At 42.6% G+C, this 26,633-nt stretch carries 19 protein-coding genes and 1 pseudogene; all 20 read left to right on the plus strand.

Going from position 1 to position 26,633, the window contains the following annotated elements; genetic code table 11:
- The first annotated feature begins 26 nt into the window (after positions 1-26).
- The 20 genes and pseudogenes from FXZ76_RS03610 (at position 27) to atpE (ending at position 26,619) form a co-directional block, all read left to right on the plus strand.
- Entirely contained in the window at positions 27-452 is a 426-nt protein-coding gene (locus FXZ76_RS03610; protein WP_079535811.1) for a heat shock protein transcriptional repressor HspR, read from the plus strand.
- Positions 453-488: 36 nt separating this feature from the next.
- Entirely contained in the window at positions 489-3,146 is a 2,658-nt protein-coding gene (clpB, locus tag FXZ76_RS03615; RefSeq protein WP_079535812.1) for an ATP-dependent chaperone ClpB, read from the plus strand.
- A gap of 50 nt (positions 3,147-3,196) precedes the next feature.
- The gene (locus tag FXZ76_RS03620; protein ID WP_079535813.1) at positions 3,197-4,120 is read left to right on the plus strand and encodes a dihydrodipicolinate synthase family protein; all 924 of its coding nucleotides are present in this window, start codon (positions 3,197-3,199) and stop codon (positions 4,118-4,120) included.
- The gene (locus FXZ76_RS03625) at positions 4,121-5,338 is read left to right on the plus strand and encodes an AGE family epimerase/isomerase (protein ID WP_079535814.1); all 1,218 of its coding nucleotides are present in this window, start codon (positions 4,121-4,123) and stop codon (positions 5,336-5,338) included.
- Positions 5,339-5,385: 47 nt separating this feature from the next.
- Positions 5,386-6,762 (plus strand): ROK family protein, encoded by a 1,377-nt coding sequence (locus FXZ76_RS03630; RefSeq protein WP_079535815.1) that lies wholly within the window; start codon positions 5,386-5,388, stop codon positions 6,760-6,762.
- Positions 6,763-6,786: 24 nt separating this feature from the next.
- Positions 6,787-7,851, plus strand: coding sequence for a site-2 protease family protein (locus FXZ76_RS03635; RefSeq protein WP_147571601.1), 1,065 nt, complete (start codon positions 6,787-6,789; stop codon positions 7,849-7,851).
- A 3-nt stretch (positions 7,852-7,854) separates the two neighbouring features.
- The gene (ispG, locus tag FXZ76_RS03640) at positions 7,855-8,919 is read left to right on the plus strand and encodes a flavodoxin-dependent (E)-4-hydroxy-3-methylbut-2-enyl-diphosphate synthase (RefSeq protein WP_079535817.1); all 1,065 of its coding nucleotides are present in this window, start codon (positions 7,855-7,857) and stop codon (positions 8,917-8,919) included.
- A 44-nt stretch (positions 8,920-8,963) separates the two neighbouring features.
- On the plus strand, positions 8,964-10,709 hold the full coding sequence (locus FXZ76_RS03645) for a proline--tRNA ligase (protein WP_231961743.1): 1,746 nt from the start codon (positions 8,964-8,966) through the stop codon (positions 10,707-10,709).
- Between the two features lie 14 nt (positions 10,710-10,723).
- On the plus strand, positions 10,724-11,488 hold the full coding sequence (rlmB, locus tag FXZ76_RS03650) for a 23S rRNA (guanosine(2251)-2'-O)-methyltransferase RlmB (protein ID WP_079535818.1): 765 nt from the start codon (positions 10,724-10,726) through the stop codon (positions 11,486-11,488).
- Entirely contained in the window at positions 11,475-12,008 is a 534-nt protein-coding gene (locus tag FXZ76_RS03655; RefSeq protein ID WP_157887286.1) for an NYN domain-containing protein, read from the plus strand. The genes rlmB and FXZ76_RS03655 overlap by 14 nt, the downstream gene beginning before the upstream one ends.
- A gap of 15 nt (positions 12,009-12,023) precedes the next feature.
- Positions 12,024-12,773, plus strand: coding sequence for a type III pantothenate kinase (locus FXZ76_RS03660; RefSeq protein ID WP_079535820.1), 750 nt, complete (start codon positions 12,024-12,026; stop codon positions 12,771-12,773).
- 39 nt (positions 12,774-12,812) lie between these two features.
- Positions 12,813-14,513 (plus strand): formate--tetrahydrofolate ligase, encoded by a 1,701-nt coding sequence (locus tag FXZ76_RS03665; protein ID WP_079536892.1) that lies wholly within the window; start codon positions 12,813-12,815, stop codon positions 14,511-14,513.
- A gap of 8 nt (positions 14,514-14,521) precedes the next feature.
- The gene (locus FXZ76_RS03670; protein ID WP_079535821.1) at positions 14,522-15,157 is read left to right on the plus strand and encodes a cyclodeaminase/cyclohydrolase family protein; all 636 of its coding nucleotides are present in this window, start codon (positions 14,522-14,524) and stop codon (positions 15,155-15,157) included.
- Positions 15,158-15,161: 4 nt separating this feature from the next.
- Positions 15,162-16,007, plus strand: a complete 846-nt coding sequence (locus FXZ76_RS03675) for a bifunctional 5,10-methylenetetrahydrofolate dehydrogenase/5,10-methenyltetrahydrofolate cyclohydrolase (RefSeq protein WP_079536894.1) — start codon at positions 15,162-15,164, stop codon at positions 16,005-16,007.
- Positions 16,008-16,010: 3 nt separating this feature from the next.
- Positions 16,011-18,947, plus strand: coding sequence for a tRNA (adenosine(37)-N6)-threonylcarbamoyltransferase complex transferase subunit TsaD (gene tsaD / locus FXZ76_RS03680; protein WP_079535822.1), 2,937 nt, complete (start codon positions 16,011-16,013; stop codon positions 18,945-18,947).
- Positions 18,948-19,023: 76 nt separating this feature from the next.
- On the plus strand, positions 19,024-20,046 hold the full coding sequence (locus tag FXZ76_RS03685) for a coiled-coil domain-containing protein (RefSeq protein ID WP_079535823.1): 1,023 nt from the start codon (positions 19,024-19,026) through the stop codon (positions 20,044-20,046).
- 69 nt (positions 20,047-20,115) lie between these two features.
- A pseudogene (locus FXZ76_RS06515) lies at positions 20,116-24,571 on the plus strand (acyl-CoA dehydratase activase-related protein); the annotation flags it as partial.
- A gap of 18 nt (positions 24,572-24,589) precedes the next feature.
- On the plus strand, positions 24,590-25,438 hold the full coding sequence (gene rsmI, locus FXZ76_RS03695) for a 16S rRNA (cytidine(1402)-2'-O)-methyltransferase (RefSeq protein ID WP_079535824.1): 849 nt from the start codon (positions 24,590-24,592) through the stop codon (positions 25,436-25,438).
- Between the two features lie 152 nt (positions 25,439-25,590).
- Complete coding sequence (gene atpB / locus FXZ76_RS03700) at positions 25,591-26,376, plus strand: F0F1 ATP synthase subunit A (protein WP_079535825.1); 786 nt, start codon at positions 25,591-25,593, stop codon at positions 26,374-26,376.
- Positions 26,377-26,400: 24 nt separating this feature from the next.
- Entirely contained in the window at positions 26,401-26,619 is a 219-nt protein-coding gene (atpE, locus tag FXZ76_RS03705; protein ID WP_079535826.1) for an ATP synthase F0 subunit C, read from the plus strand.
- Positions 26,620-26,633 lie beyond the last annotated feature (14 nt).

Raw genomic sequence — 26,633 nt, forward strand, 5'->3', positions numbered from 1 at the left:
ACTGATTTTTAAGAAAAGATACTGAAATGAAATCGAGAGACACATATCACAAACCGATGTTTACTATTGGCGTCGTGGCCGACCTGGCTGGTGTGCACCCTCAAACACTTCGCTCCTATGAACAAAAAGGGTTGCTCACTCCGCAAAGAACGCATGGAAACACGCGCATGTATTCTCAGGCCGACATTGACAGGTTGTTTCTCATTATCGAGCTCACCGATGAAGGAATCAACCTTGCGGGTGTCATGCGAATCTTGACACTCCAAGGAAAGCTCGATGAAACAGAAGAAGCGCTAGAAGAAGCTGAGAAGAGACTTGATGATCTCCATGATAAACTTCAGCGAATTTCTAGGCACTTCACGCAGCTCGGGCCTGCAAGGAACGATGCTAAACAGGAAAATTCCATGGTGAAAGCAAGCGACATCTCAAAGCTTTTCTTCATGGACTACTAATTTTTATTTTATTTTTGAAAGAAAGTGAGGCGAAACATGCGCATTGATAAATTAAGCGTAACAGCGCAAGAAGCGTTTCAAGCCTCAATGAGTGTTGCGGGAGATGCGAATAACTCGAGCATTGAACCAATTCATTTGCTGAAGGCTTTGCTTGACGCTGGCGAAAACAACATTTCATCGATTCTGAAAAGAATTGGTGCCGATCCTGAAATAATCACAAAAAACACACAAAAGGAAATAGATGCACTGCCTAAGTCTACGGGTAGCAGTTTGCCTATGGCTGTTCCATCCCAGAGCTTTATTAGGGTTATTGACAGCGCTGTAAAGATCGCGGAAAAGCTTGGTGATAGCTATGCGACAACTGAGCATTTGCTGATTGCGTTAACTGAAGACAAAGGTGCTGCTGGCAAAGTGTTAAACGGCGAGGGTGTGACAAGAAAAACAATTGAGGTTGCCTATGAGGAACTTCGAGGAGACACAAGAGTCACATCACAAACTGACAAAACTGAGTTTGAAGCACTAGAGCTTTATGGGCAAAATTTAACTCAGGCTGCTCGTGAAGGAAAGCTTGACCCAGTAATTGGCAGAACTGATGAAATCAGAAGAACCATTCAGGTCTTGTCAAGAAGAACGAAAAACAACCCAGTTCTCATTGGTGAGCCTGGCACTGGCAAAACTGCAATTGTAGAGGGTCTTGCACAGCGCATTGTGGCTGGAGATGTTCCTTCTTCATTAAAAGATCGCGATATTATCTCGCTTGATTTGGGCGCGATGATGGCTGGCGCTAAATATCGTGGTGAGTTTGAGGATCGCTTGAAGAATGTCCTTCGCGAAGTCAAAAGCTCAAATGGGCAAATCATTTTGTTTATTGATGAGTTGCACACAATCGTTGGCGCTGGTGCTGGCGGAGATTCTTCTCTTGATGCTGGCAACATGTTAAAGCCTGCTCTCGCTCGTGGCGAGCTTCATGCAATTGGTGCAACAACACTTGACGAATACAGGAAATATGTTGAAAAAGATGCAGCTTTGGAGCGTCGTTTCCAACCTGTTCTTGTTACAGAGCCAGATGTTGAAGAGACGATTGCAATTCTTCGTGGTTTAAAAGAGAAATATGAAATTCACCATGGCGTGAGAATTACCGACGGTGCTATTGTTGCTGCAGCAGAGCTCTCTGACAGATATGTCTCAGATCGTTTCTTGCCAGACAAAGCTATTGACCTCATGGATGAAGCTGCTTCTCGCCTGCGCATTGAGATTGATTCAATGCCAGAAGACATCGATAACGCTCAGCGTTCAATCACTCAAATGCAAATAGAAGAACAAGCGCTCATGAAAGAAACCGATGATGCTTCAAAAAAGCGTTTGGAAGATTTGCGCAAAGAGATTGCAAGTGCTCAAGAAGATTTGGACACAAGAAAAGCTGCTTGGAAGAACGAAAAAGACGTTATCGTTAACGTTCAGAACTTGAAGTCTGAGCTCGAGACTGCCCAAAAAGAAGAAGAATGGGCAACTCGTGAGGGTGACTTAACTAAAGCAAGCGAAATTCGTTATTCCAAGATTCCAAAGATTCAAAAAGATTTGGAAGATGCTGAGAAGAATCTAAAGAAAGAACAAGATGCTGGCGCAATTTTAAAAGAAGAAGTTACTGAAGAGGAAGTGTCAGAAGTCGTTAGCACCTGGACTGGAATTCCAGTGTCTAAGATGATGCAAGGTGAGCTTGAAAAGTTGCAAAACATCGAGACTGAGCTTAAAAAACGCGTTATTGGACAAGACGAAGCAGTTGATCTCGTTTGCAGTGCAATCAGAAGAAACCGTGCAGGTCTCTCTGATCCAAATCGACCAATCGGCAGCTTCATTTTCCTCGGCCCAACTGGTGTTGGCAAAACAGAGCTTGCAAAAGCCTTGGCAGAATATCTCTTCGATTCTGAAAAGAACATGGTCAGAATCGACATGAGTGAATACATGGAGAAATTTAGCGTACAGCGTTTAATTGGTGCTCCTCCAGGGTATGTGGGTTATGACGAAGGTGGCCAACTCACAGAGGCAGTTCGTCGCCAGCCATATTCTGTAGTCCTTCTCGACGAGATTGAGAAAGCGCATCCAGATGTGTTTAACATCCTTCTGCAAGTGCTTGATGATGGACGTTTGACTGATGGTCAGGGGCGTGTTGTTAATTTCAAGAACACAATCATCATCATGACAAGCAACATTGGGTCACAAATTATCCAAGAAGAGGCTGAAGCTCACAAACAAACAATGGGCGAAGTTGCAGAAGAAATGATGGACATGTCACCTGAGCAGGCTGCAAAGCACATGGCAGAATTTGCATCTAAGATGCAAGACGTTTTGTCGAACACATTCCGTCCAGAATTTTTGAACAGGATTGATAACGTCATCACGTTTAAGGAACTTTCAATTGATGGAATCGAGCCAATTGCAAACATAATCCTTGATGAGGTTCGTGAACGTTTGGCAGATCGTCAAATCAAACTTGAGGTAACGCATGCCGCCCTTGACTCACTTGCCATTGATGGCTTTGACCCAGTTTATGGTGCACGTCCACTAAAACGCCTCATTCAGAAAGTTGTTGTTGACAAGATTGCAGAAAAGATTGTTAATGGCGAAGTTGAGGATGGAGCAACTATCACAATTGATGTAGCTGATGATGATTACAAATGCACTGTTGAGAACTAAATGATAGAATAAATAGCCGTTGTTAAACGCATTCATGTAAGGGGATTTTTGTGAAAGACAATGCTAAGTTTTGCGGAGTCATTCCACCAGTAATAATTCCTTTAAAAGAAGACCGCACGCTCGACGTGAATTCATTCGAGAGAAGCATCGATCGAATGATTGGCGCGGGCGTCAGCGGTCTTTTCTTTTTGGGATCAAGCGGTGAAGTGGCATTTTTAACAAGTGAAGAACGACTTCATGTCATCAAAGAAGCTCTTCGTATAGTTGATGGGCGAGTTCCGGTTCTTGTTGGGGTTATCGACATGGAAACGCTTCGTGTCATCGAAAAGATCGAACAGCTCAAAGGTCTAGACATCGATGCTCTCGTTGCGACTGCTCCTTTCTATGCTCTTGGTGGCCCAAAGGAAACAGAGCGCCACTTTGAAGTTTTGCGTGAGCACACCGACCTTCCCATTTTTGCCTATGACCTTCCTTGCTGTGTCCACACTAAGCTCACGCCTGATATGCTCTTGCGTCTTGCAAAAAAAGGTGCAATTCAGGGTGTGAAAGACTCAAGCGGTGATGATGTCATGTTTAGATGGCTCATGCTTGACAATGAAGACGCTGGTCATCCATTGCAACTCCTCACAGGTCATGAAGTTGTTGTTGACGGGGCACTTTTGGGTGGTGCTGATGGTAGCGTTCCTGGTCTTGCTAACCTCGATCCATTCTCCTATGTTGAGCAATATAAAGCCGCGAGAGCAGGCGATTGGGCAAAAGTTGCCGAGCTACAAGATCATCTTGCACGTTTGATGATGCTCACTCGTTATGTAAAAGCCACTGTTGGTTTTGGTGCTGGAGTCGGTGCTTTTAAAACTGCATTGTGGCAAATGGGCATTTTTGAAACAAACCAAATGCGCGAACCTGTTTCAAAGCTCGAAGGCGAAGATGTGGAAAAAATCGTTGAAGTTTTGAAAAAGAATGGAATGATGTAAATGCCAGACGAGGTTAAAGATTTAATTGAGATCAGGCAATGGTGCCGAGATCAGCTTAAAACTTCCATTGATTTTTGGCTTGAGCACGGAATGGACAACATCAACGGTGGTGTCTACACTTGTCTTGACAGAAAAGGTGACGTTTACTCAACTGACAAAAGTGTTTGGATGCAAGGAAGATGTGCTTGGACTTTTGGATATTTATGCAACGTTTATGGCGCCGAGCCTGAATGGAAAAAAGCTGCGAAAAGCTGTCTCAATTTTCTAGAGGATTATTGCATCAATGAAGAAGCTGGAAAGCGTCTTTATTTCACTGTTACTGCTGATGGAAAACCGCTTCGTCAGAGAAGATATTGCTTTTCCGAAGGTTTTTATGCAATTGCAAATGCTGAGTTTTATCAAATCACAGGCAAGAAGAAATATCTAAAGCGTGCGCGCCGAGCCTATGAAATGATTTATGAGCTAAATAACGGCTTAATAAAAGATCCAACTGGTTTTGGTCCAAAAACTATTCCTGCAACTCGCAGCGGTTTTGCACTTGCTGACCCAATGATATTTTTGAACATTATTGGAATTTTACGTCGTGTTGACCCAGCTCACACGCAGGAATATGACACAAGGGCGAAAGAGTGTGTTGATAGAATTATCAATTACCACTATCATCCCGAACTCAAATGTACACTCGAATGGGTTGACAAACAGGGAAACCCTTGCCTTGATTTTACTGATGGAAGAGTTGTCAATCCTGGTCATGACATCGAATGCAGTTGGTTTTTGATGGATGAAGCAAACTACGAAGGCAATTCTGAGTTGCATGAAAAAGCACGTGACATCTTTAAAAACGCTTTTGAAGCTGGCTGGGACAACGAATATCAAGGGCTACTTTATTTCATTGATTGCCTAGGCAAACCCACTGAGGCATATGAACATGACATGAAGCTTTGGTGGCCTCACAACGAGATTATGATTGCTTCTTCTAAAGCCTATCGCGACACTGGTGATCAATATTTCTTAGATTGCTTGAAGAGAACTGTTCAATATTGCAAAGAGCATTTTGTCGATGATGAATATGGTGAGTGGTATGGCTATTTGCGCCGTGATGGACTCCCAACCATGCCTTCAACAAAAGGATCTACTTTTAAAGGACCTTTCCATGTTCCTCGAGCATTGATAATGACTGAGCGCACACTGACAGAAATTATTGGAGACGAAGACTAGGCAATTTAAAAAGATTAGTTATTGAGAAATTAATAAGGAAAACAGACATGAATTATTTAGGTATTGACTATTCAATCAAAAACACGCCTGTTCTCGATGAAGAATTCATTCCGTTTGGCGTTTGGATGAAAGAGTTTCTTAAAGAGGCAACAAGACCAGTTTCTGTTGCTGTAGAGCGCGAAGACGGCAAAGTTTCGGTTCGCGACACATTCATTCGCGATGACAGTTTTGCTGAAGCTAATTATCGTTTTCTTGAGAGATTCATCAAATTTGAATTGTGGAGCATTGGTGGTTTTAAGGTCTACATCAAAGGCGCAGATGAAATTGCTGCAAAGTTAAAGGAGACCTATTCTTCAACTGGTGAGCGCGAGTTTGATTTTGGCTTTGTTCGCGATGTCTATGAAAAAGATTTGCAAATTATCGCCTGCTCCGATGCCGATTTTCCATCAGCTAACGAGTCGCCAGCTAAAATTGGCGGTCACATGGATGGTTGCAGAATCGGTTTTGATGCTGGTGGTTCCGACAGAAAAGTTTCAGCTGTAATCGACGGCGAGAGTGTTTATTCTGAAGAGGTTGTTTGGTATCCAAAAGTTACAGAAGACCCAACATACCACTTCAACGAAATTGTCACAGCGTTTAAAACAGCAGCTTCTAAAATGCCACGTGTTGATGCGATTGGCGTTTCTAGTGCGGGAACGTTTGTTGGAAATTCCCCAATGGTTGCAAGCCTGTTTATTAAAGTGCCACGTGAGCGTCGTGAAGAAGTGAAATCAATTTATGACCGCGCTGGCAAAGAAATTGGCGATGTCCCTCTAGTTGTTGCAAACGATGGCGATGTCACAGCTCTTGCTGGATTTATGAGCACAGGACATGGGAACATTCTTGGAATTGCAATGGGCACAAGCGAGGCTGTTGGCTATGTTAATGGACAAGGCAATGTTCTTGGCTGGATAAATGAGCTTGCTTTTGCTCCAGTTGATTTAAGCAAAAATGCAATGCAAGATGAATGGTCACACGATTATGGTGTTGGTTGTAAATATTTCAGCCAAGATGCTGTAATCAAGCTTGCGCCAAAAGCTGGAATTGAGCTTGATGATAATCTCACACCAGCTGAAAAATTAAAAGTTGTGCAAGGTCTTGCAGAAGAGGGTCATGCAGGAGCTCTTGACATTTTCAGGTCAATTGGCACCTATCTTGCCCACACGCTTGTTCTTTATTCAAGTTTTTATGAGATAGAGACACTTCTTGTTCTTGGTCGCGTAGCTTCAGGTGTTGGTGGTGATCTTGTCATTTCGGAGTGCAACAGGGTTCTTGCAGAAGAATACCCAGAGTTAAAAGAGAAAATCAACGTAACACTTCCAGACGAGATGATGCGTCGCGTTGGGCAGTCTGTTGCTGCCGCTTCTCTTCCGGCTGTTGATTAGTCAGGCAGGTATTTATAGTAAATGATGCTTCTCAGCGCAATTATTACAATTGGTGTCCTCATCTTCATTCATGAAGGAGGGCACTTTTTGGCTGCGCGTGCTTTTGGAGTGCGCGTTACTGAGTTTATGTTGGGCCTTCCTGGTCCACGCATTGGTTTTGTTAAAAACGGAACAAAGTTTGGCATAACTTGCATACCTCTTGGCGGCTATGCACGTGTTTGCGGCATGACGATGGGTGACATTCCACCTCACACGCCTGAAGTTTTAGCTTCTGTTTATGCGCGTGGTGAAGTTGTGGTAGAACAAATTGCGCTTGATGCTGGTTGCACCGTGGATGAAGCTTACTTCTGCCTTGAAGAGCTTGAAGACTGGGGAAGTGTCATTCCTCCAAAAAAAACAGACGAGCACAACACCTATCGAACACCTGAAGTATATGCAAACAAAAAGAAGGGGGTTGAGCCTGCGAAAGAAGGAACGCCTCGCGACTTTGATTCAATTCAATCTCTTTATGATTTGGAATTTAATCAGCAATATCGCTCTAAGAAATTCTGGCAAAAATCAATCATTCTTTTAGCTGGAATAGCTGTAAATTTGCTGTTTGCAATTCTTGCTTTTGTTGTCGTTTATTCTGTTCTTGGTATGGATGTGACTTTGCAAGATGGCACTGTCAAACATTTGACAGTTGATCCATTAACTGCAGTTGGTGCAGGGTTTAAATACATTGCTTTAACTGTGCAGGCAATCATTGGTTTATTTAATCCTGCGACAACAGCGGCGACAGTTTCAAATTCAACGAGCATTGTCGGGATTGCGGTCTTAAGTGCTAATTATTTTGCTCAAGGGTTTTCTGAGGCCCTATTGTTCATGGCTATGATTTCTGCTTCGTTGGGACTCATGAATTTGATCCCAATTCCTCCGCTTGACGGTGGACATTTTCTTGTCGAGTTAATTCAGAAAATATCAGGCAAAAAAGTTCCAGAGCGCGTTATCAATGCAGTAGCTGCAACAGGTGTATTTTTGTTGTTGTGTTTGTTTGTGGTAACTCTCAATCAAGACATTCAGCGTTTTATATTTGGCAACTGGAGCTAACCTATGTCAACTAAAACTAACAAGGTAGTTTTACACGGATCTAAATGCGACGTCATCATTGGTGGTGGACAACCAGTTGTTGTCCAAACGATGCTAAATATGAAGCCTGGTGACATTGCTGGCAACATCGAGCAAGCAAAATGTTGTGTTGACAATGGGTGCGAAGTGATTCGGTTCTCTGTTCCAAATGAGGAAGCCCTTGTGACTCTTGAGTCACTTGTTAAAAAAATTGACATTCCTGTTGTCGCCGACATCCATTTCGATTCTAAAATGGCAATCGAATCGGCCAAACGAGGAGCGGCGAAGATTCGCATCAATCCAGGAAATATTGGTGGTCTTGAAAAAACTGCAGAAGTCGTTGATATTTGCAAAAGAAACAATTGTGCCATCAGGATTGGCGTCAATGCAGGTTCTCTTGATAAAAAAATTGCGGAGAGACAGGACATAAGTTTTCCTGAGAAGTTGTGCACTTCTGCAATGGAATACATCAATTTTTTGCGGGATGAATGCAATTTTTCCAATGTGGTAGTTAGCTTAAAAGCTCATGATGTAAACGCATGTGTTGAAGCAAACCGTTTGTTTGCAGGAAAAATGCCTTCTGTTCCATTACACATTGGCATCACGGAGGCAGGTTCTGCTTTTCAGGGTTTGATTAAATCGGGAGCAGGTTTGGGAATTCTGCTTTATGAAGGCATCGGAGACACCATCAGAATATCTTTAACCGATGACCCAGAGCTTGAAGTGCGTGCTGCCTGGACGCTTCTTTCTTCTTTAAATCTAAGACGTCGAGGTCCTGAAATCATTAGTTGTCCAACTTGTGCTAGAACTCAAGTTGATTTAATCTCAATAGTGCGTGAAATTGAAGGCGAACTCTCAAAAATAACAAAGCCTGTCAAGGTTGCTATTATGGGGTGCGTTGTTAATGGCCCTGGCGAGGCGGCCGACGCTGATGTTGGTGTTGCGTGTGGTAAAGGCAGCGCTGTGCTTTTTTCGCATGGTAAAATTATTCGGAAAGTAAACGAGAGCGAAATCGTTTTTTCTCTACTCGAAGAAATCGATAATCTATAACTCAAGTTCAAAATAATATTTGTTAGTTTGAAAGGTTTTTAAGAATGGCAAATTACATGTTGATGTCTAAGCTCTATGCTCCCACTTTAAAGGAGACACCAAACGATGCTGACATCGAATCTCACAAGCTCCTCACAAGAGGCGCTTTTTTGCGTAAAACTTCAAGTGGAATTTATACATTCTTGCCTTTAGGACAAATGGTTCTACACAGAATTGAAAAGATTATTCGAGAAGTCATGAATGCTTCTGGAGCACAAGAGATTCTCATGCCTGCTTTACAGCCTGCTGAGGTTTGGAAAGAGTCGGGGCGCTGGGATGATTATGGCCCTGAACTCATGCGCCTGGTTGATCGTCATGATCACATGTATTGTCTTGGGCCGACTCATGAAGAAATCGTGACAGCACTCATTAAAAATGAGCTTAATTCCTACAAGCAACTTCCTTGCAATCTCTATCAAATTCAAACAAAATTCCGTGATGAAATTCGTCCTCGCTTTGGACTTTTGCGCGGTCGTGAATTCATTATGAAAGATGCCTATTCATTTCATTCATCACAAGAGTCGCTTCAAGAGACATATGACGAAATGAGCAAGGCATATGCGATTTTTTGTAACCGTTGTGGCCTTAATTGGAGAGCTGTTGAAGCTGACTCGGGACAAATTGGTGGAAAAGTTACAACAGAGTTTATGGCGCTTGCAAACAGTGGCGAGGCAGAGCTTGTTCACTGCGACTGTGGCTATGCTGCAAACGTTGAAGCAGCTGATTGCATTAGTGAAGCTAAAAGCTATGACGTTGACCACATGGAGAAAGTATACACTCCAGGTGTGCACACAATTGCCGAGTTAGCTGAGTTCCTACACATTGAAGAAAACCAAACTTGCAAAGCTCTTTCAGGCAAGTCTGAAAACGGAGATGTTTTCGTTTTGTTTGTTCCTGGTGACCATGAAGTAAATGAAATTAAAGCTGCGCATGTTGTGCCTGGCTTTGAGATTTTAACCGACGAGGAAATGGAAGAACTTGGACTTCCAAAAGGATCAATGGGCCCTGTAAACCTTCCTGAAGGTGTTAAAGTAATCGCTGACAATTCACTCAAGTCAATCGACAGATGGGTTGTTGGTGCTAATGAAGATAACTATCACTTTGTTGGTGCTAAACAAGGCGTTGATTTTGAGGTTTATGATTGGGCAGACCTTTGTGTTACCAAGCCAGGAGACAAGTGCCCAAATTGCGGAAAAACTCTAATTGGAGATCGCGGCATTGAAGTGAGCCAAGTGTTCCAACTTGGAACAAAATATTCTGAAGCAATGAAAGCTTTCTATCTTGACGAAGATGGAAAGCAGCAACCATTTATTATGGGTTGCTATGGGATTGGTGTAACGCGCACGTTAGCTGCTATTGTTGAGCAACACTATGATGAAAATGGCATCAAATGGCCGATTTCTGTTGCCCCTGCTCACATTTGTGTTTTGGCGATTGGCAAAGAAGATTATGTTTTGGAAGCTGCAAGCAAAATTGCAGAAGATTGTGCCTGGGCTGGCTTTGATGTTGTTTTGGATGATCGAGCCGAGCGTCCTGGTGTTAAGTTTGCCGATGCTGACCTCATTGGATGGCCTCTGCAGATTATTGTTGGCAAAAAAGGCCTTGAGAAAGGTGAAATTGAGTTTAAGGTTCGCGCGAACAATCGTCGTGGAACAATACCTGCTGGTTCAATTTCTGAGAAGCTCGCCGAGGCTAACATTGCATTTCGCAACATCAAAAATGGTGCAGACGACATCTTCTCTAGTTTTTAGGTTCTAGGAATCAAATGAAGCAGCATGCCAAACAAGATTTGATTTACGGCAAGCGTCCTATTTTGGAGGCGCTCTCTTCTGGGATGAAATTGTCTTCAATCAAGGTTTCTGAAACTGCTGAAAAAGATTCATTGCTAGACCGAATTTTTGAAATTGCTAAAAACAACTCTGTCAAGTTTGAAAGAGTTCCAAATAAAGAATTAAAGAGATTTGTCGACGACTGCAATTTTCAAGGGATTGTTGCTGTCGTTGCTCCTTTTGAATATGCTCCACTATCTCGCTGTATAGAGAATGCTAATTCCACTTTTGAGCAATGTGGTGCCGCTTTAATTGTTGTTTGTGATCACATAACTGATGTTGGTAATCTTGGCGCTATCATCAGAAGTGCCGAAAGTGTTGGGGCCGCATGCGTTGTTCTTCCTAATGCCAGGAGTGCAAGCGTGAATTCTGTTGTATATAAAACTTCTGCAGGAGCGGTTGCGCATCTTCCAATAGTGCAAGTTTCAAACATTGCTCGAACCCTCGATGATCTTAAAAACATTGGCTTTTGGGTTGTGGGCGCAAGTGAGCACGCTGATGATGAAATTTGGGATTCAAATCTTGAGGGGAAAATCGCAATCGTTCTCGGGAACGAAGAAAAAGGCATTTCAAGTCTTTCTCTGAAAAATTGTGATGACACATTCAAATTGCCACAGCGAGGAAATGTTTCGTCTCTTAATGTCGCGCAGGCGTCTACTGTGTTTATGTATGAATGGGTTCGCCAAAATGGCCTTCACTAGAGACAAAGTCTACATTGTTGATGGATACAACGTGCTTCGTTGCGGACCTTGTTATGAACATTTAACTGGTCCTGATTGGACTGACGATTCATTTAATCTTGCACGTGAAATGTTATTAAACGATGTGACACTTTTGGTTGGACGAGAAGCCGAGGCCACAATCGTCTATGATGGCACAGGAAACGTTTTCTCTGATGGTCATGCAAGAAGTGTTGGCCCAGTAAAGGTACTCTTTTCAAAAACTGGCAAAGATGCCGACCAGACAGTTATTGAGCTTGCTCGTGCGGCTCGCTTGAAGACCGAAAATGTCACTGTGATCTCAAGCGATGCCAGTGTACAAAATTCTGTTATGGGACACGGTGTTGCCAGAATGAGTTCTAGAGATTTTTGTCGTGAGTGTAATCATTTGCGCTCACAGCTTTCAGATGACATCCAAGCCAAGACAAACACTAAATCGACAATAGAATCATCTCTTCCGAGCGATGTTCTCGAAAAATTAAAAACCTTAAGAGATTCATAGGATAAATATAGAAAAATGGTCAATTTTTTAGTTGATGTTGGCAATACTGACACCTGCGCTGGCATTGCACAAGACTACAAAATCGTTGCAGACACTCGTGCAGTTTCAAGCGTTCCAGCCGACGTTTTTTTAAGCGGCGGTCCAAAGTTTATTCCTGATCGCGCAATTATTTCAAGTGTGGTTGCAGAAAAGACCCAGGAATGGACTTGGGCAATTCGAAGAAGATGGGGGATTGATGCAATTGTTTTAACTTCAGATCGCGTCTCTGGCATTCTGAATTTTGATGTGGAAGACCCTAACAAAGTTGGAGCTGACCGCATTGCTGATGCAGTTGGTGCTGTTCTTGAATATAAGGCGCCATGCATAGTTGCCGACTTTGGAACTGCAACAAACATTGAATATGTCGATGAGAATAAAACGTTTTGTGGTGGGGTGATCGCTACAGGGCTTTGGTCGGGCATGAAATCGCTTGCTCAGTTTGCTTCGGCTCTGAGTGATGTTCGACTTGAGGTTCCAAAACAAGTTGTTGGAAGAAGCACTGAAACTGCAGTTCAAAGCGGACTTGTTTATGGAGAGGCTGCCCGCATAGATGGCCTTGTAGCAATGATTAAAGCGCAAGCAAATAAAGACATCGTTGACGACATTAAAGTTGTCGCAACTGGAGGCTATTCAAGGCTTGTTGGTCCACTATGTTCGTCTGTTGACTTTATCGATTCGCTACTCACTTTAAAAGGCTTGAACTTTATACTTAATCACATTGATTAGTTTGGCTAACGCAGGCCCCACTGTTAGGAGTATAAATTGATATATTATAAAACTGATATTGAAATTGCTCAAGAATGTGAAATGAAAGACATTGCCTCTGTTGCTGAAAAAATTGGCATTGGAGAAGAAAGTCTTAAACGCTACGGCAACTACATTGCAAAAATTAATCTTGACTATGTAAACAATAAGATTGACAACAGCGAGCAAGGTAAGCTCGTTTTGGTTACAGCCATTAACCCCACTCCAGCTGGTGAAGGCAAAACTACAACCACTGTTGGGCTCACCGATGCATTGTCTAAGATTGGTAAAAAGGCAGCATGTGCTCTTCGTGAACCTTCGCTCGGTCCTGTTTTTGGCATTAAAGGCGGAGCTGCTGGTGGCGGTTATGCTCAAGTTGTCCCAATGGAAGACATTAACCTTCACTTTACTGGCGACTTCCACGCAATTGGTGCTGCCAACAACCTTTTGGCTGCCATGATTGATGCTCACATTCAAAACGGCAATGAACTCGACATCGATGTTAAGAACATAACTTGGAAGCGATGCGTTGACATGAACGATCGTCAGCTTCGAAACATTGTTTGCGGTCTTGGCGGGCCAGTTAACGGCGTCCCACGTGAGGACGGCTTTGACATTACAGTTGCCAGCGAAGTTATGGCGGTGTTTTGCTTGGCAACAAGTCTTGCCGACCTAAAAGAGCGCCTATCAAACATAATCATTGGTTATTCTCGCGCGGGAAAGCCAATTTTTGTAAAGGATTTGCAAGCACAAGGTGCAATGGCAGCTCTTCTAAAAGACGCTATTGCTCCTAACATTGTTCAAACACTAGAAGGAACTCCTGCAATTATCCATGGAGGGCCTTTTGCAAACATAGCTCACGGTTGCAATTCAGTCATCGCCACAAAAACTGTGCTAGCAAGCGCTGATTATTGCATCACTGAAGCTGGTTTTGGTGCTGATCTTGGAGCCGAAAAATTCCTCGACATTAAATGTCGTTATGCTGGCCTAAAACCGGATTGTGTTGTCTTGGTTGCTACTGTTCGTGCTTTGAAATATCATGGAGGAGTTGGTAAAGCCGACCTCAATACAGAAAACATCGAAGCTCTAAAAGCTGGACTCCCAAATCTAACTCAACACATTTCCAACATTCAGGATGTCTATGGCCTTCCATGCGTCGTTGCAATTAATGCTTTCCCAACTGACACAAAAGCAGAACTCGAAGCTGTTGAGGCCGCATGCAAAGAAGCTGGCGTTAATGTTGTTTTGAGTGAAGTTTGGGCAAAAGGTTCTGAAGGCGGAGTTGCGCTTGCTAACAAAGTTGTAGATCTTTGTGAAAACGGTGATGCAGCAGGCAGAAGCAAAGACACATTTGCTTTCTCATATGAAAACGATCTTTCAATTGAAGAAAAAATTGAGGCAATTGCAAAGAAGATATATCACGCAGACGGTGTTATTTTTGAGGCAAAGGCTAAAAAATCTTTAAAGAAATTACATGAAATTGGCTGCGACGACATGCCAGTGTGCATTGCAAAAACACAGTATTCTTTCTCAGACGATGCCACACTTCTTGGAGCACCTCGAGGCTTTTCAGTTTCGGTCAGAGATGTTAAAGTATCTAATGGTGCTGGTTTCGTTGTTGCTCTTGCAGGAAACATTATGACTATGCCAGGGCTTGGTAAAAACCCCGCTGCAAAGAGCATCGATGTTACTGATGCAGGCCAAATTACAGGTCTTTTTTAAGGAGAATAATGTCTGAAGAAAACGGACTATCAATTGACACTGAGTTTATTGAGCGTTTGAGCGGCGCTGATGCCACACCTGGTGGCGGCGCCGCTAGCGCCTATTGTGGAGCTTTGGCTGGTGCCTGTGCTTCAATGGTTGCAAACATCACTTTTACGAATGAGAAGTATGCTCAAATCAGAGGGCAACTTGAAGCTTCAATCAATCGTTTAAACGATGCTAACAGCGACCTTCTCATTCTTGTTGACGAGGACGCTAAATCTTTTGCGCCAGTTGCAAAAGCCATGAAGCTTCCAAAGGGTGAGATTCGAAATAGAAAAATGGACGATGCACTTGTTCTAGCGTGTTCTGTTCCTCTTGAAATTATGCAAAAATGCCTCGACGTTATTGAGGAATGTGAGTTTTTGGCTAAAAACACCGGCAAGCTCACATTAAGCGATATTGGATGTGCAGCCTCAATGGCAAAGGCTGCATTGATTGCAGCAAGCATGAATGTATTTGTGAACGTTCGTTTATTTTCTGACCCATCAAAGGCAGAGCAATTTAGATCACTTGCAACAAGCCTTTGCGAAGAGGGCGTAACAGAGGCTGATTATGCCTATTCGATTGTGGCAGATGAGCTTGATGCCTATCGGTTGGTGTAACAAAGTGGCAAAAATTCTTTTGGGGAAACCCGTTGCAGATGCAATTTATTCAGACATTGATTCGCGTGTAAACAAGCTGTGCGAAAAGGGAATTTCACCTTGCCTTTGCTTGGTGAGAATTGGAAGCGACCCGGCCTCACAATCATATGAAAACTCTTTAGTTAAAAAAGCAGAAGAACACGGCATAGTCGTGAAGCGATTTGATTATGAAGAACTAACCCAACCGCAATTTGAAGATTTAATAAATAAAATCAACGACGATGATTCTATTCATGGTTGTCTAGTTTTTCAGCCACTTCCAGACTTTTTAGATGCTAGTGTTTTGCAATCAACCCTTGACTCCGGCAAAGACATCGATTGTATAACAGACACAAATTCTGCCAAGATTTACTCTAATTCCGACTGCGTGTTTGTTCCAGCAACTGCGCAAAGTTGTCTTGAAATCCTTGATTATTATGGTTTCGATGTAACAGGAAAAAACGTTGTTATAGCAGGGCGTTCTTTAGTTGTAGGTCGGCCGCTGTCTATGCTTTTGCTTCATCGTCATGCAACGGTCACAATTACTCACTCCAAAACTGAAAACTTGGAGAAAACCATGAAAGACGCCGACATTGTTGTTTTGGCAACAGGACGCGCCAACGCCTTCACACCCGAGTTTTTTTCTGAAGGTCAAGTTGTCATCGATGTTGCAACTAATGTTGGCGCTGATGGCAAACTCACTGGAGATGCTGATTTCGAATCGGTTGAGCCAATAGTTGGTGCCATCACGCCGGTTCCTCGTGGTGTTGGAAGTGTGACAACATCTGTGATGCTCAAATTCGTTTGCTGCGCAGCCGAGAGGTGTGTCTAAATCATGCAGAAATTCAAAATTTCCTCGATTCATGAGCTAGATGAATGTGCCAGTGCTTTTGCAAGTTTGCTCAAACCTGGAACAACAGTCCTTTTGGAAGGCCAGCTTGGAAGTGGAAAATCTGAATTCGTGCGTCATGTGGCAGCGCATCTTGGCGTGTCAGAAGAAGTTATGAGTCCAACATTTTGTTTTGTAAACGACTACTGTGCAGACAATTTCAATGTTTATCATTTTGACCTTTATCGTCTTAATTCAGAAGATGAATTGTCAGAGATAGGCTTCGACGAACATGGATACAATCCAATAGACGGGGTCTCTTTTATAGAATGGTCAAATCTCTATCCCGATTCTATGCCTGAAGAAGCCATTAAATTGACTTTTGAAGGGCAGGGAGATGAGCCACGTGAGATCGCTGTTGAAGCTTATGGGAAAACTTCTTGTGAAATGGCAGACAAATGGCTTGCTAACAACAACAGAAAGTTTGTTCTTGCTTTTGACACCTCTAACGAAAAAGTGATCTTGGGACTTGCCGAGATTGGCCTAAACATTGCAAATAACGAAGATAATCCGTCGAGTGTTTGTGTGGAGGAAACTCAAACTAACAATTCTCATTGCAATTCTAATCAAGAGCTTTCTAGCGGTGTTTTAGATGCCATAAAAGAAAAAGACAAGGACCCGGAGTGCTTGAGTGAAAGTTCTGCCCCAAAAGTCTTGATTAAATCGATTTTTCAAAAATCTATTGATTCAAAACGTGCTTCGAATCAAAAACTATTGCCAGAAATCGACATTCTTCTAAAAGAAAACCATGTTAACAAAAGTGAGATTGTTGCAATTGGTGTGGGTCGTGGGCCTGGATCATTTACTGGTGTTAGAATTGCACTCGCTAGTGCTAAAGGAATTTGCTCTGCCCTAAATGTTCCTCTTTATGGGATTTCTACTCTCGATGCAGTAGCTGAAAATCTGCGCTTGAGCGGCAAGTTTGGGGACACTCTTGTTGTTGCCGATGCAATGCGCGGCGAAGTTTATCCCGTTGAATATGATGTTAAAAACAACACAATAAACAGAAAAAATGCTGACACTGTTGCAAAGCCTCAAGCTTTTGTGGACTCACACAACGTTTTGCAAGGCATGGCAGTTTGTGGTGATGGACTCATAAAGCACAAACACTATTTCGAAGAAAAATATCATCTTTTAGATGAGTGTTTTTGGTACCCAACGGGGCAAAGCCTTGTTTCTCTTTTAGTTCAGCAAATGAATGAGGCACTCGATTGGCAGTCGTCATTGATTCATAATGCGAGCAAAGTTTTGCCTGTATACACTCGTCTTTCCGATGCAGAGGAAAACGAACTGTCTCACATCTTGCAAAACAAGACAAAAGATCTTGTCACTGGTGTTCATGGTGACGACACGCAAATTTCAATTTCACCTGTCAAGCTTGATGATTGCAAAATTCTAGCCGAATTTGAGAAGTGCAATTTTGGAAGTGACGCATGGAGTGAAAACAGTTTTAAGACTGATGTGTGCGATTCAAACCGCGTTTGGTTAAAAGGCGTGATTAACAGCACGATTGTCGGATATGTTGGCGCTTCAAGAAGTTCATCTGATGCTGACATTCTAAAAATTTGTGTTGATCCAAAATTTCGCAAACAAGGGATAGCTCGCCGGCTTTTGAGCGCTGCCTTTGAAACGTTACGCAATTTAGGCGCTTCAAATGTTATGCTCGAGGTTCGTGTTTCAAACTCGCCTGCCAGAGCACTTTATGAGTCTTTAGGGTTTAGCGAAGTTTGCACTCGCAAAAACTTCTATGGAAACGAAGACGCCGTTAGCTATTCGCTCGACATCTCAAATTTTTCTGCAAATGAGGAATTTGTTGAAGCTGATTCTCTTTTAAAGCCCAATGCACGCAAGCCTTTAATTTTTGCAATTGAATCGTCTTGCGATGAAACTGCTGGTGCGATTGTGGATGGAGAGGACTCTATTATTTCAAATGTAGTTTCTTCATCAGCAAAATTTCATGCACGTTTCGGTGGTGTTGTCCCAGAAATTGCAAGCAGAAAACACATTGAAGTCATATCTCAAGTCGCAGAAGAAACACTTCGTCTTGCAGGCATGAAAAACTATGATTCAATCGATGCTGTCGCTGTCACTGCAAAACCAGGGCTAGTTGGATCTCTTGTTGTGGGTCTAGCCTTTGCCAAAGGAGTCGCATGGGGGGCTAACAAGCCGTTGATTCTTGTTGACCATCTGGTTGGTCATTTGTTTGCAAACAAGCTTTGTTCTGACTCAATTAAAATGCCGTGTGTTGCCTCACTCATTTCTGGTGGAAACACCATGCTTGTTCTTGTGCGTGATTGGGGCGACTATGAGGTGATCGGCGGGACAATTGACGATGCAGTGGGGGAGGCTTTTGATAAAGTTGCAAGGGCAATGAACTTGCCCTATCCTGGAGGACCTGAAATTTCAGCGCTTGCAAAGGAAGGCAACGCCGATAATGTGGAACTTCCGCGACCTCTTCTGCACAGCCACGATTTGAGAATGAGTCTCTCGGGTCTAAAAACTGCAGTTATTCTTGAAATTGAGCGCTTGAAAAAAGAGAATGCCGATGGACGTCTGACCCGCCAAAACATGTGTGACATTTGTGCCTCTTTTGAACAGAGCATTTGTGATGTTCAAGTTGCAAAAGCTCACGATGCCTTAGTAAACACGCATGCAAAGACTTTCTGCTTTGGTGGTGGAGTAGCAGCGAACCGCCAGTTGAGACGTGCATATTCAGAAATGTGTGACAATCTTGGAGTTAGCTTTTGCGTTGCTCCGACAGATGTTTGTGGTGACAACGCAGCAATGATTGGATTGGCTGCTCAATTTGAATTTAAAAACAAACGATTCGCTTCTCTTGATGCCGATGTCAGCTCTTCATCTCGCCTAAATTCGCGTAGGTAAATCTCATTTTGTATAATTTATAAGCATGCGTGTGAAAAACGTGGAATTCATATATAAAAAATTTAGTAGCTCATTTTTGACGGTTGCGTTAGTTTTGAGCACATCTTTGCTGTTTTCTTCCCCTGATAAATTAGCATTTGCGGAAACTAATGACACCGATGCAAAGCCTGATGCTCTTCAACAACAGGTTGAAGATTCCGCAAAAAAATATGAGGAAGCTAGTGCAAGGGCAGAAGAGCTTCAGGGTCAAATCGACAATAATCAAAAAAGAATTGATGAAATTAACAAGCAGATTCCTGAGCAACAAGAAAAAGCAGGCGGCGCTTTGAGACAGCTTTATTTTCTTGATTCAGGATTTGGTGTTTTGTTAAATAGCATTCTTGGAATTGAAGATTTGACAACTGCCATCAATAACTTTAACTATCTTGAGCACATTCGCGACAAGAACATGACAGAACTCGAGTCGCTGTCTTCAATGAAAAAAGAACTCGATGAACTTCAGTCGGGTCTTGACCAGCAAAAAAGAGATGCTGATCAGCAGGTCACACAAGCACAAATTGCTCTTCAAGAGGCACAAGCTGCACGTGAAGAGGCTCAAAGGAAGGCTGAGGAAGAAGCGCAGCGTGAGCGTAAAGCAGCAGAAGAAAAGGCTAAGAAAACTGAAGAGGCGTCTGATTCATCAGACAGCAACACCTCTATTAATGTTCCTAATAGTGACAATGCCGACTGGTCTGTTGATAAACAGAGTTTTGTAAACGAATGGACCCCACGCATTGACTCCTATCTGTCTGGATCTCCAATGTCAGGAACAGGTCAAGTTTTTGCTGAAGCCGCGTGGGACTATGGTGTAGACCCAAGATGGTCTCCTGCTATTGCCTACACCGAGAGCTCAAAGGGAGCGGTATGTTTCTTGCCGCACAACGCATGGGGTTGGGGCTCAAGCTCATGGGGCAGCTGGGACGAAGCAATTAGAGCACATGTGGCTGGTCTTAAGCGAGGATATGGCTACACAATTTCGGAATCTGCAGCTAAAAAATATTGCCCTCCTAATTGGCAACACTGGTATAACACAACTAGTGCACAAATGAACTTAATCTAACTTCAATCCACTTTTTCACGTTAAAATAAAACTTTAACGTGAATTTTATTTTAAAAGGAAATACACTAAATGTTGCATAGCGATTCTAATGATACCCTTGCATGTGGTATTGATGTTGGATCTACCACAGTTAAATGTGTTGTTTTAAATGACAACAATGATGTTTTGTGGAGCGTCTATCAGCGTCACATGAGCGATGTTAGAGCAACGGTAAGAGACGTTCTAGAGCAAGCACAAGAGCAGTTTCCAGATTCTCTAATGTCAATCGCTATCACCGGTTCTGGTGGATTGTTGTTGGCAGAGGCTTTAAAGGTTCCTTTCGTTCAGGAAGTCATAGCTAACAAAACAGCTGTTGAAACTCTCATTCCCTCAACCGATGTCGCCATCGAACTTGGTGGGGAAGATGCAAAAATAGTTTATTTTGACAATTCTATTGAGCAACGAATGAATGGAACTTGTGCTGGTGGTACAGGCGCTTTTATCGATCAAATGGCATCGCTTTTAAATACCGATGCTGCTGGTCTAAATGAACTTGCTAAATCTCACACAATCATTTATCCAATTGCTTCAAGATGCGGGGTATTTGCGAAAACCGATGTTCAACCTTTGTTAAACGAGGGTGCGAAGCGTGAAGACATTGCAGCTTCTATTTTTCAATCTGTAGTAACTCAAACAATTTCGGGTCTTGCATGCGGCAGACCAATTAGGGGAAACGTTGCTTTTTTGGGTGGTCCTCTTCAATATCTAAGCGAGCTGCGCAAGCGTTTCTATGAAACTCTTGAGCTCACCGATGATGAAATCATCGTTCCTGAAAATGCACATTTATTTGTGGCAACGGGCTGTGCAATTGCCTCGAAAAAGGAAGACTTTGAACCGTCTAAATTAGGTGATATCCTTGATCGTTTTTCAAAAGTTGGGACAATTCAGGGTTCAGAAGTTGAAAGACTGCCACCTCTCTTTAAAGACGAGGAAGACTATAGAGAATTTAGGTGCAGACATGATGCTGAAAAAGTGAAAAAATGCTCGATCGATGGTTATGAGGGCCCTGTGTTTCTTGGCATTGATGCCGGGTCGACCACCTTTAAAGCTGCAATTGTAAACGACAAAAAAGAACTCATGTGGACGACCTATGCATCAAATAAGGGTGATGTTTTGGGTTGCGCAAAAGCAGCTCTCACTGAACTCTATGGATTGCTTGGTGATAAAGTCTTTATTGGTCACTCGACAGTGACTGGCTATGGAGAGGGACTCCTTTTGCAGGCGTTAAAAGTTGACTCAGGCGAAATCGAAACAGTTGCGCATCTTCGTGGTGCCCAAGAATTGATGCCTGACGTTGAATTTATTCTTGACATCGGTGGTCAAGATATGAAGTGTTTGCGTGTTAAAAATGGAGTCATTGACCACATTATGCTAAATGAGGCATGTTCGAGTGGATGCGGAAGTTTCATTGAGTCATTTGCCTCGGGTCTTGGTCTTTCAGTGCATGAGTTTGCAGAAGCTGCATGTAAAGCAAAAGCCCCAGTTGACCTTGGCTCTCGCTGCACTGTGTTTATGAATTCTCGTGTAAAGCAAGCTCAAAAAGAAGGCGCAGCTGTTGAAGACATTGCTGCTGGTCTTGCCATTTCTGTGATTAAAAATGCTCTTTTTAAAGTAATTAAAATTAGAGACCCAAAAGATGTTGGCAAGCATGTTATTGTGCAGGGTGGCACTTTCTTAAACGATGCTGTTTTGCGTGCATTCGAACAACTTTCGCATGTAAATGCAGTTAGGCCCGACATAGCAGGAAACATGGGGGCATATGGCGCAGCTCTTCTTGCCCATGAGCGTTGGGAGAAGGGAGAATAAAGTGGCTAAAGTCAGAAAATCTTCCATTCTTGGAATTGATGAATTAAATAAATTAAATCCATCGCACAAAACTGTCAGGTGCAAAGGTTGTTCAAACTCGTGTCTTTTGACAATCAATGATTTTGGAATTGACGAAAAAACTGGAAAACACAGAAGATTCATTACTGGCAACAGATGCGAACGCGGTCAGTCGATGGGTGAGAGACGTGTGAAAAATAATGTTCCGAATTTGTTTGAGTGGAAAAGTTCGCGCCTTTTTGATTACTACACTCCTCTAGATGAAAAAGATGCGCCTGCTGGCACTGTTGGCTTGCCTCGGGCTTTGAATATGTATGAGAATTACCCGTTTTGGTTTACTTTTTTTACAAAACTTGGCTATCGGGTAATTCTGTCTGACAAATCAAGCAAAGATATTTATAACGCTGGCATTGAGTCAATGCCTTCGGAAAGTGTTTGTTATCCAGCTAAGCTTTCCCACGGGCACATTATGAATTTGCTAGAAAAACCCGTTGATTTTATTTGGATGCCGTGCACAAAATGGGAACGTGGAGAAGATGAAACTGCTGGCAATCATTTCAATTGCCCAATCGTGGCAAGTTATCCTGAAGCTTTGCGTTTAAACATCGACGAGCTAATAAATTCTGACATTCAGCTCATCACCCCATGGGTTCCCTATGACAAAAAAGACAAATTAAAAAAGCGCCTTTTTGAAATTATTACAAAAGAGCATAAAGCTGAGATGTGCAAGAATGGCGTTGTTCCAACAAAAAAACAAATTGAAGATGCAGTCGATTGTGCATGGGCAGAAGATGAAAACTTCAAGCGAGACATTCGCATTAAGGGAACTGAAACTTTAAAGTGGATGGAAGAAACTGGCACGCACGGCATTGTTTTGGCTGGGCGTCCCTATCATCAAGATCCCGAAATAAATCATGCGATACCTGAACTTCTGAACTCTTTTGGGCTTGCAGTTTTAACCGAAGACTCTATTGCTCACCTTGGCCAGCTCGAACGTCCAATTCGTGTTGTCGACCAATGGATGTATCACACGCGTCTATATGCTGCGGCAAAAGTGGCAGCCAAACGAAGCGACCTTGATTTAATTCAGCTAAATTCTTTTGGTTGTGGTCTTGATGCCCTGACAACCGACCAGGTCCAAGAAATTTTAGAGTCGGCTGGAAAAGTTTACACTGTCCTTAAAATTGATGAGGTTTCAAATCTTGGTGCAGCAAAGATTCGTGTCAGAAGTTTGCTCGCTGCTTTAAAAGATAAAGCTGATGAAATTAATGAAGTTAAAGACGAAAAGGCTGCTATTGAGCGTGGGTGCCCTGTGAGCTGCTTGTCATCAGTAGACATTAAAGAACTCATCCCCGACTTGCCAACCGAAAAGTCGGTCATTGCAGACACCGATGAAGTTGGTGACAGAGAGTCGGTTACCACTGAGTTTGGCAGACCTGAGTTCACTAAGAAGATGTTTGATGAGGGCTACAAAATCTTGGCTCCCCAAATGGCTCCGATGCATTTCGAATTGCTCGTTCCGATTTTTGATCGCTTCGGATTCAATGTTGACCTTTTACCTTCTGTGGACCATGAAGCAGTTAATTATGGCTTGAAATATGTTAATAATGACATTTGTTACCCTTCAATTCTTGTGACGGGTCAAATAATGGAAGCTGTGCTTTCTGGTCGCTATGACACAAACAAGCTGGCTGTTTTAATCACTCAAACTGGCGGAGGTTGTCGAGCAACAAACTACATCGCGCTCATCAGAAAAGCACTTAAAGCAGCAGGTCTTGGCCACATCCCAGTTATTGCATTGAGTTTTAAGGACCTAGGCGAACACAATTCTGGATTTAAGCTATCTCCAAAAATGCTTTTGCAGGCAGGCTATGCCATTTTCCTTGGCGATTTGTTAATGCAATGTTTATATAAAACTCGTGCCTATGAACTCGAGAAAGGTTCAGCCAACAACATATTCAGCCACTGGACGGAAGAATGCAAAAAGGCGCTTCGAAAGGGAGTTTCGAGAAGTGACTTTAAGCGTTTGTCTGAAGACATAATTGCCGATTTTGACAATCTTCCAATTGATGATTCTGTTAAAAAACCAAAAGTTGGTGTGGTGGGAGAGATTCTCGTTAAGTTCCATCCAACTGCAAACAACAACATTACTGACAAGATTGAAGAAGAAAACTGCGAAGTTGTTGTTCCAGGCTTAACAGAATTTTTCTTGTTTGGGCTTGTAGGAGGCATTTTCCAGCAAGAAATTGGAAGACCTAAAAAGTCGGAACTTGGTTCAAAACTTGGGCTTGCAGCAGTAAGAAAGATTAGACAACCGTTAGTTGAAGCATTAAAGAATTCAAACCGTTTTGAGCCACCAACTGACATTCTTGAACTCGGGGAATATGCTTCTGAAGTTTTGAGCCTTTGCAATTCAATGGGTGAAGGTTGGCTTTTGACAGCCGAGATGGTTGAACTAATTAAGTCTGGTTGCCCAAACATTGTTTGCACGCAGCCTTTTGCATGTCTGCCAAATCATGTTGTCGGCAAGGCTGTCATTAAAGAACTTCGCAGGAAATATCCAAAAAGCAACATTGTTGCTGTCGACTATGACCCTGGTGCATCAGAGGTAAATCAGCTAAACAGAATCAAGCTCATGATTGCAGTTGCAAAATCTAACCTTGAAGCAGGTCTTTAAAGAATGGATGTTTCTCATAAGCTGATTTTAGTTCCAACACCGATTGGCAATTTGGATGACATTTCAAAGCGTGCATTTAGTGCGCTTGAAAATTGTGATGCCGTTTATTGCGAAGACACAAGGGTTACTGGCAAGCTTTTAGCTGCCTATTCTATTAAAAAACCAATGTTTCGAATGGATGAAAATTTAATTGCCAGACATGTTGAAGCTTTGGTTGAAAGAATTAACTCTGGTGAAACGATTTGCTATTGTTCTGATGCAGGCATGCCTGGAATATCAGATCCTGGGTCTAGAATTGTTGCAGCATGTCGCAAAGCAGGCGTTGAAGTCGAGGTTTTGCCTGGTGCGAATGCATGTCTTCTTGCATTAGTTGCAAGTGGCTTTAATTCAACACATTTTTTCTTTGAGGGATTCTTGCCCAAAAAAAAGACTCAAAAATCGTTGAGACTTCAAGAATTAATGGCATTGGATTGCCCAGTGGTCGTTTATGAGTCTCCAAACAGGGTGCTTGACACAATTCGTGCAATTAAAGAAGTTGACTCTGAGCGACCAGTTTGCGCCGCCCGTGAACTAACAAAGCTGCATGAGGAGGTTATAGTTCTACCTGCAACCCAGATGCTTTCAGCTTTTGAAAAAAAGGTTGAGAATGGAACGTGCAGGGGAGAATTTGTTCTTGTGATTGAGGGATGCCCTACTATTACAAACTCTGATTCTCAGACAGAGCTTTTAGACGAAGCTCGTGAATTTGTTAATGAGTTAGTCGAATGCGGAGTGCCAAAACACAAGGTTAGAGAGCTTTTAATCAAACATTTTAACGTTTCAAAAAACAAGGCATATGAGCTTTCTATTTAGCTTAAAAAGCGCGATTATACCCCTAAAACAATCTTTTTGCACGTGTTTTTTTCTAATTCATTTATAGAATTTATCGGGATTTGTTCAGTTAATTTGGCTTAAAATGAACAAGGTTTTAGTTTATAGGTGTTATCAGGAAAGAGAATATCTAAATGGATCCATTACAAGCGCTAAATTCAAAGGTTGGACACGTTAAGGCCGCTCTGGAATCCACAGTCATGTTTGGCTCTAGTGATTTTGGAATGACTCAATACATCCTTTTCATGATTTTGATTTGGATTATTACTCTTGCACTCATCATTGGCGTGGGTCGCAAACTCACTTTAATTCCAACAAACAAGTTTGTTAACACTGTTGAATATGGTTATCAACTTGTTCGACGAGACATTTCAGAAAGTGTTATTGGAGAAGGATACAAAAAACACGTTCCTTTCCTTGCAACCCTTTTCTTTTTCATTCTCATTTCGAACTTCTGCGGATTAATTCCAGGTTCGAAAACACCAACTGGTTCAATTTCGGTTGACTGGGCATTGGCTACTTGCTCATTCTTCTATTTCAATTACTGGGGCATCAAAGCTCATGGTGGCTGGGGCTACATTAAATCAATCGCTCCATCAGGACTTCCAAAAGTGCTCGTTCCAGTAATCTGGTTCTTTGAGACTGTTAGTTTGTTCCTTCGCTGGCTCACTCTTGCAGTCCGACTTTATGGCAACATGTTCGCAGGACACATGGTCTTGGGAATTTTTGCATTGGCAACTGGCGTGTTTATGACCACAGGAATTCAAGCAATGCAAGTTGGCGTCGCTGGCGTAAGCTTGCTTTGGTTTCTGCTTCTTGTGCTTATGTATGCGTTGGAAACACTTGTGGCATTCCTGCAAGCATATGTATTCACGATGCTTTCATCGGTATACATTTCCCTTGCAGTGTCAGAACATTAACGGTTTCTTTTTAGGAGGAAAAACATGGATGTAACACTCGTACTTGCTGCATTAAAGGTCGTGGGATATGGCCTTGGCGCGATTGGACCTGGCGTAGGCATCGGCCTTGCATGCTATGGTTGCTGCGTCGGTACAGCTCGTCAGCCTGAAGTTCAGGGACGTTTGTTCACTAACTTCATCATCGGTGCTGCTTTGGCAGAAGCTCTTGCATTGATTGGCTTCGTTCTCGCATTGATTTCTTAATTAGTAATGGTTTA

The sequence above is a fragment of the Phoenicibacter congonensis genome, assembly GCF_902386915.1.
GTDB lineage: Bacteria > Actinomycetota > Coriobacteriia > Coriobacteriales > Eggerthellaceae > Phoenicibacter > Phoenicibacter congonensis.

What these genes read in the sequence shown, in the direction of transcription:
- FXZ76_RS03610 (WP_079535811.1), top strand. Translation starts at nt 27, where the DNA reads ATGAAATCGAGAGACACATATCACAAACCGATGTTTACTATTGGCGTC.
- clpB (WP_079535812.1), top strand. Translation starts at nt 489, where the DNA reads ATGCGCATTGATAAATTAAGCGTAACAGCGCAAGAAGCGTTTCAAGCC.
- FXZ76_RS03625 (WP_079535814.1), top strand. Translation starts at nt 4,121, where the DNA reads ATGCCAGACGAGGTTAAAGATTTAATTGAGATCAGGCAATGGTGCCGA.
- FXZ76_RS03630 (WP_079535815.1), top strand. Translation starts at nt 5,386, where the DNA reads ATGAATTATTTAGGTATTGACTATTCAATCAAAAACACGCCTGTTCTC.
- FXZ76_RS03635 (WP_147571601.1), top strand. Translation starts at nt 6,787, where the DNA reads ATGCTTCTCAGCGCAATTATTACAATTGGTGTCCTCATCTTCATTCAT.
- ispG (WP_079535817.1), top strand. Translation starts at nt 7,855, where the DNA reads ATGTCAACTAAAACTAACAAGGTAGTTTTACACGGATCTAAATGCGAC.
- FXZ76_RS03645 (WP_231961743.1), top strand. Translation starts at nt 8,964, where the DNA reads ATGGCAAATTACATGTTGATGTCTAAGCTCTATGCTCCCACTTTAAAG.
- rlmB (WP_079535818.1), top strand. Translation starts at nt 10,724, where the DNA reads ATGAAGCAGCATGCCAAACAAGATTTGATTTACGGCAAGCGTCCTATT.
- FXZ76_RS03655 (WP_157887286.1), top strand. Translation starts at nt 11,475, where the DNA reads ATGGCCTTCACTAGAGACAAAGTCTACATTGTTGATGGATACAACGTG.
- FXZ76_RS03660 (WP_079535820.1), top strand. Translation starts at nt 12,024, where the DNA reads ATGGTCAATTTTTTAGTTGATGTTGGCAATACTGACACCTGCGCTGGC.
- FXZ76_RS03670 (WP_079535821.1), top strand. Translation starts at nt 14,522, where the DNA reads ATGTCTGAAGAAAACGGACTATCAATTGACACTGAGTTTATTGAGCGT.
- tsaD (WP_079535822.1), top strand. Translation starts at nt 16,011, where the DNA reads ATGCAGAAATTCAAAATTTCCTCGATTCATGAGCTAGATGAATGTGCC.
- rsmI (WP_079535824.1), top strand. Translation starts at nt 24,590, where the DNA reads ATGGATGTTTCTCATAAGCTGATTTTAGTTCCAACACCGATTGGCAAT.
- atpB (WP_079535825.1), top strand. Translation starts at nt 25,591, where the DNA reads ATGGATCCATTACAAGCGCTAAATTCAAAGGTTGGACACGTTAAGGCC.
- atpE (WP_079535826.1), top strand. Translation starts at nt 26,401, where the DNA reads ATGGATGTAACACTCGTACTTGCTGCATTAAAGGTCGTGGGATATGGC.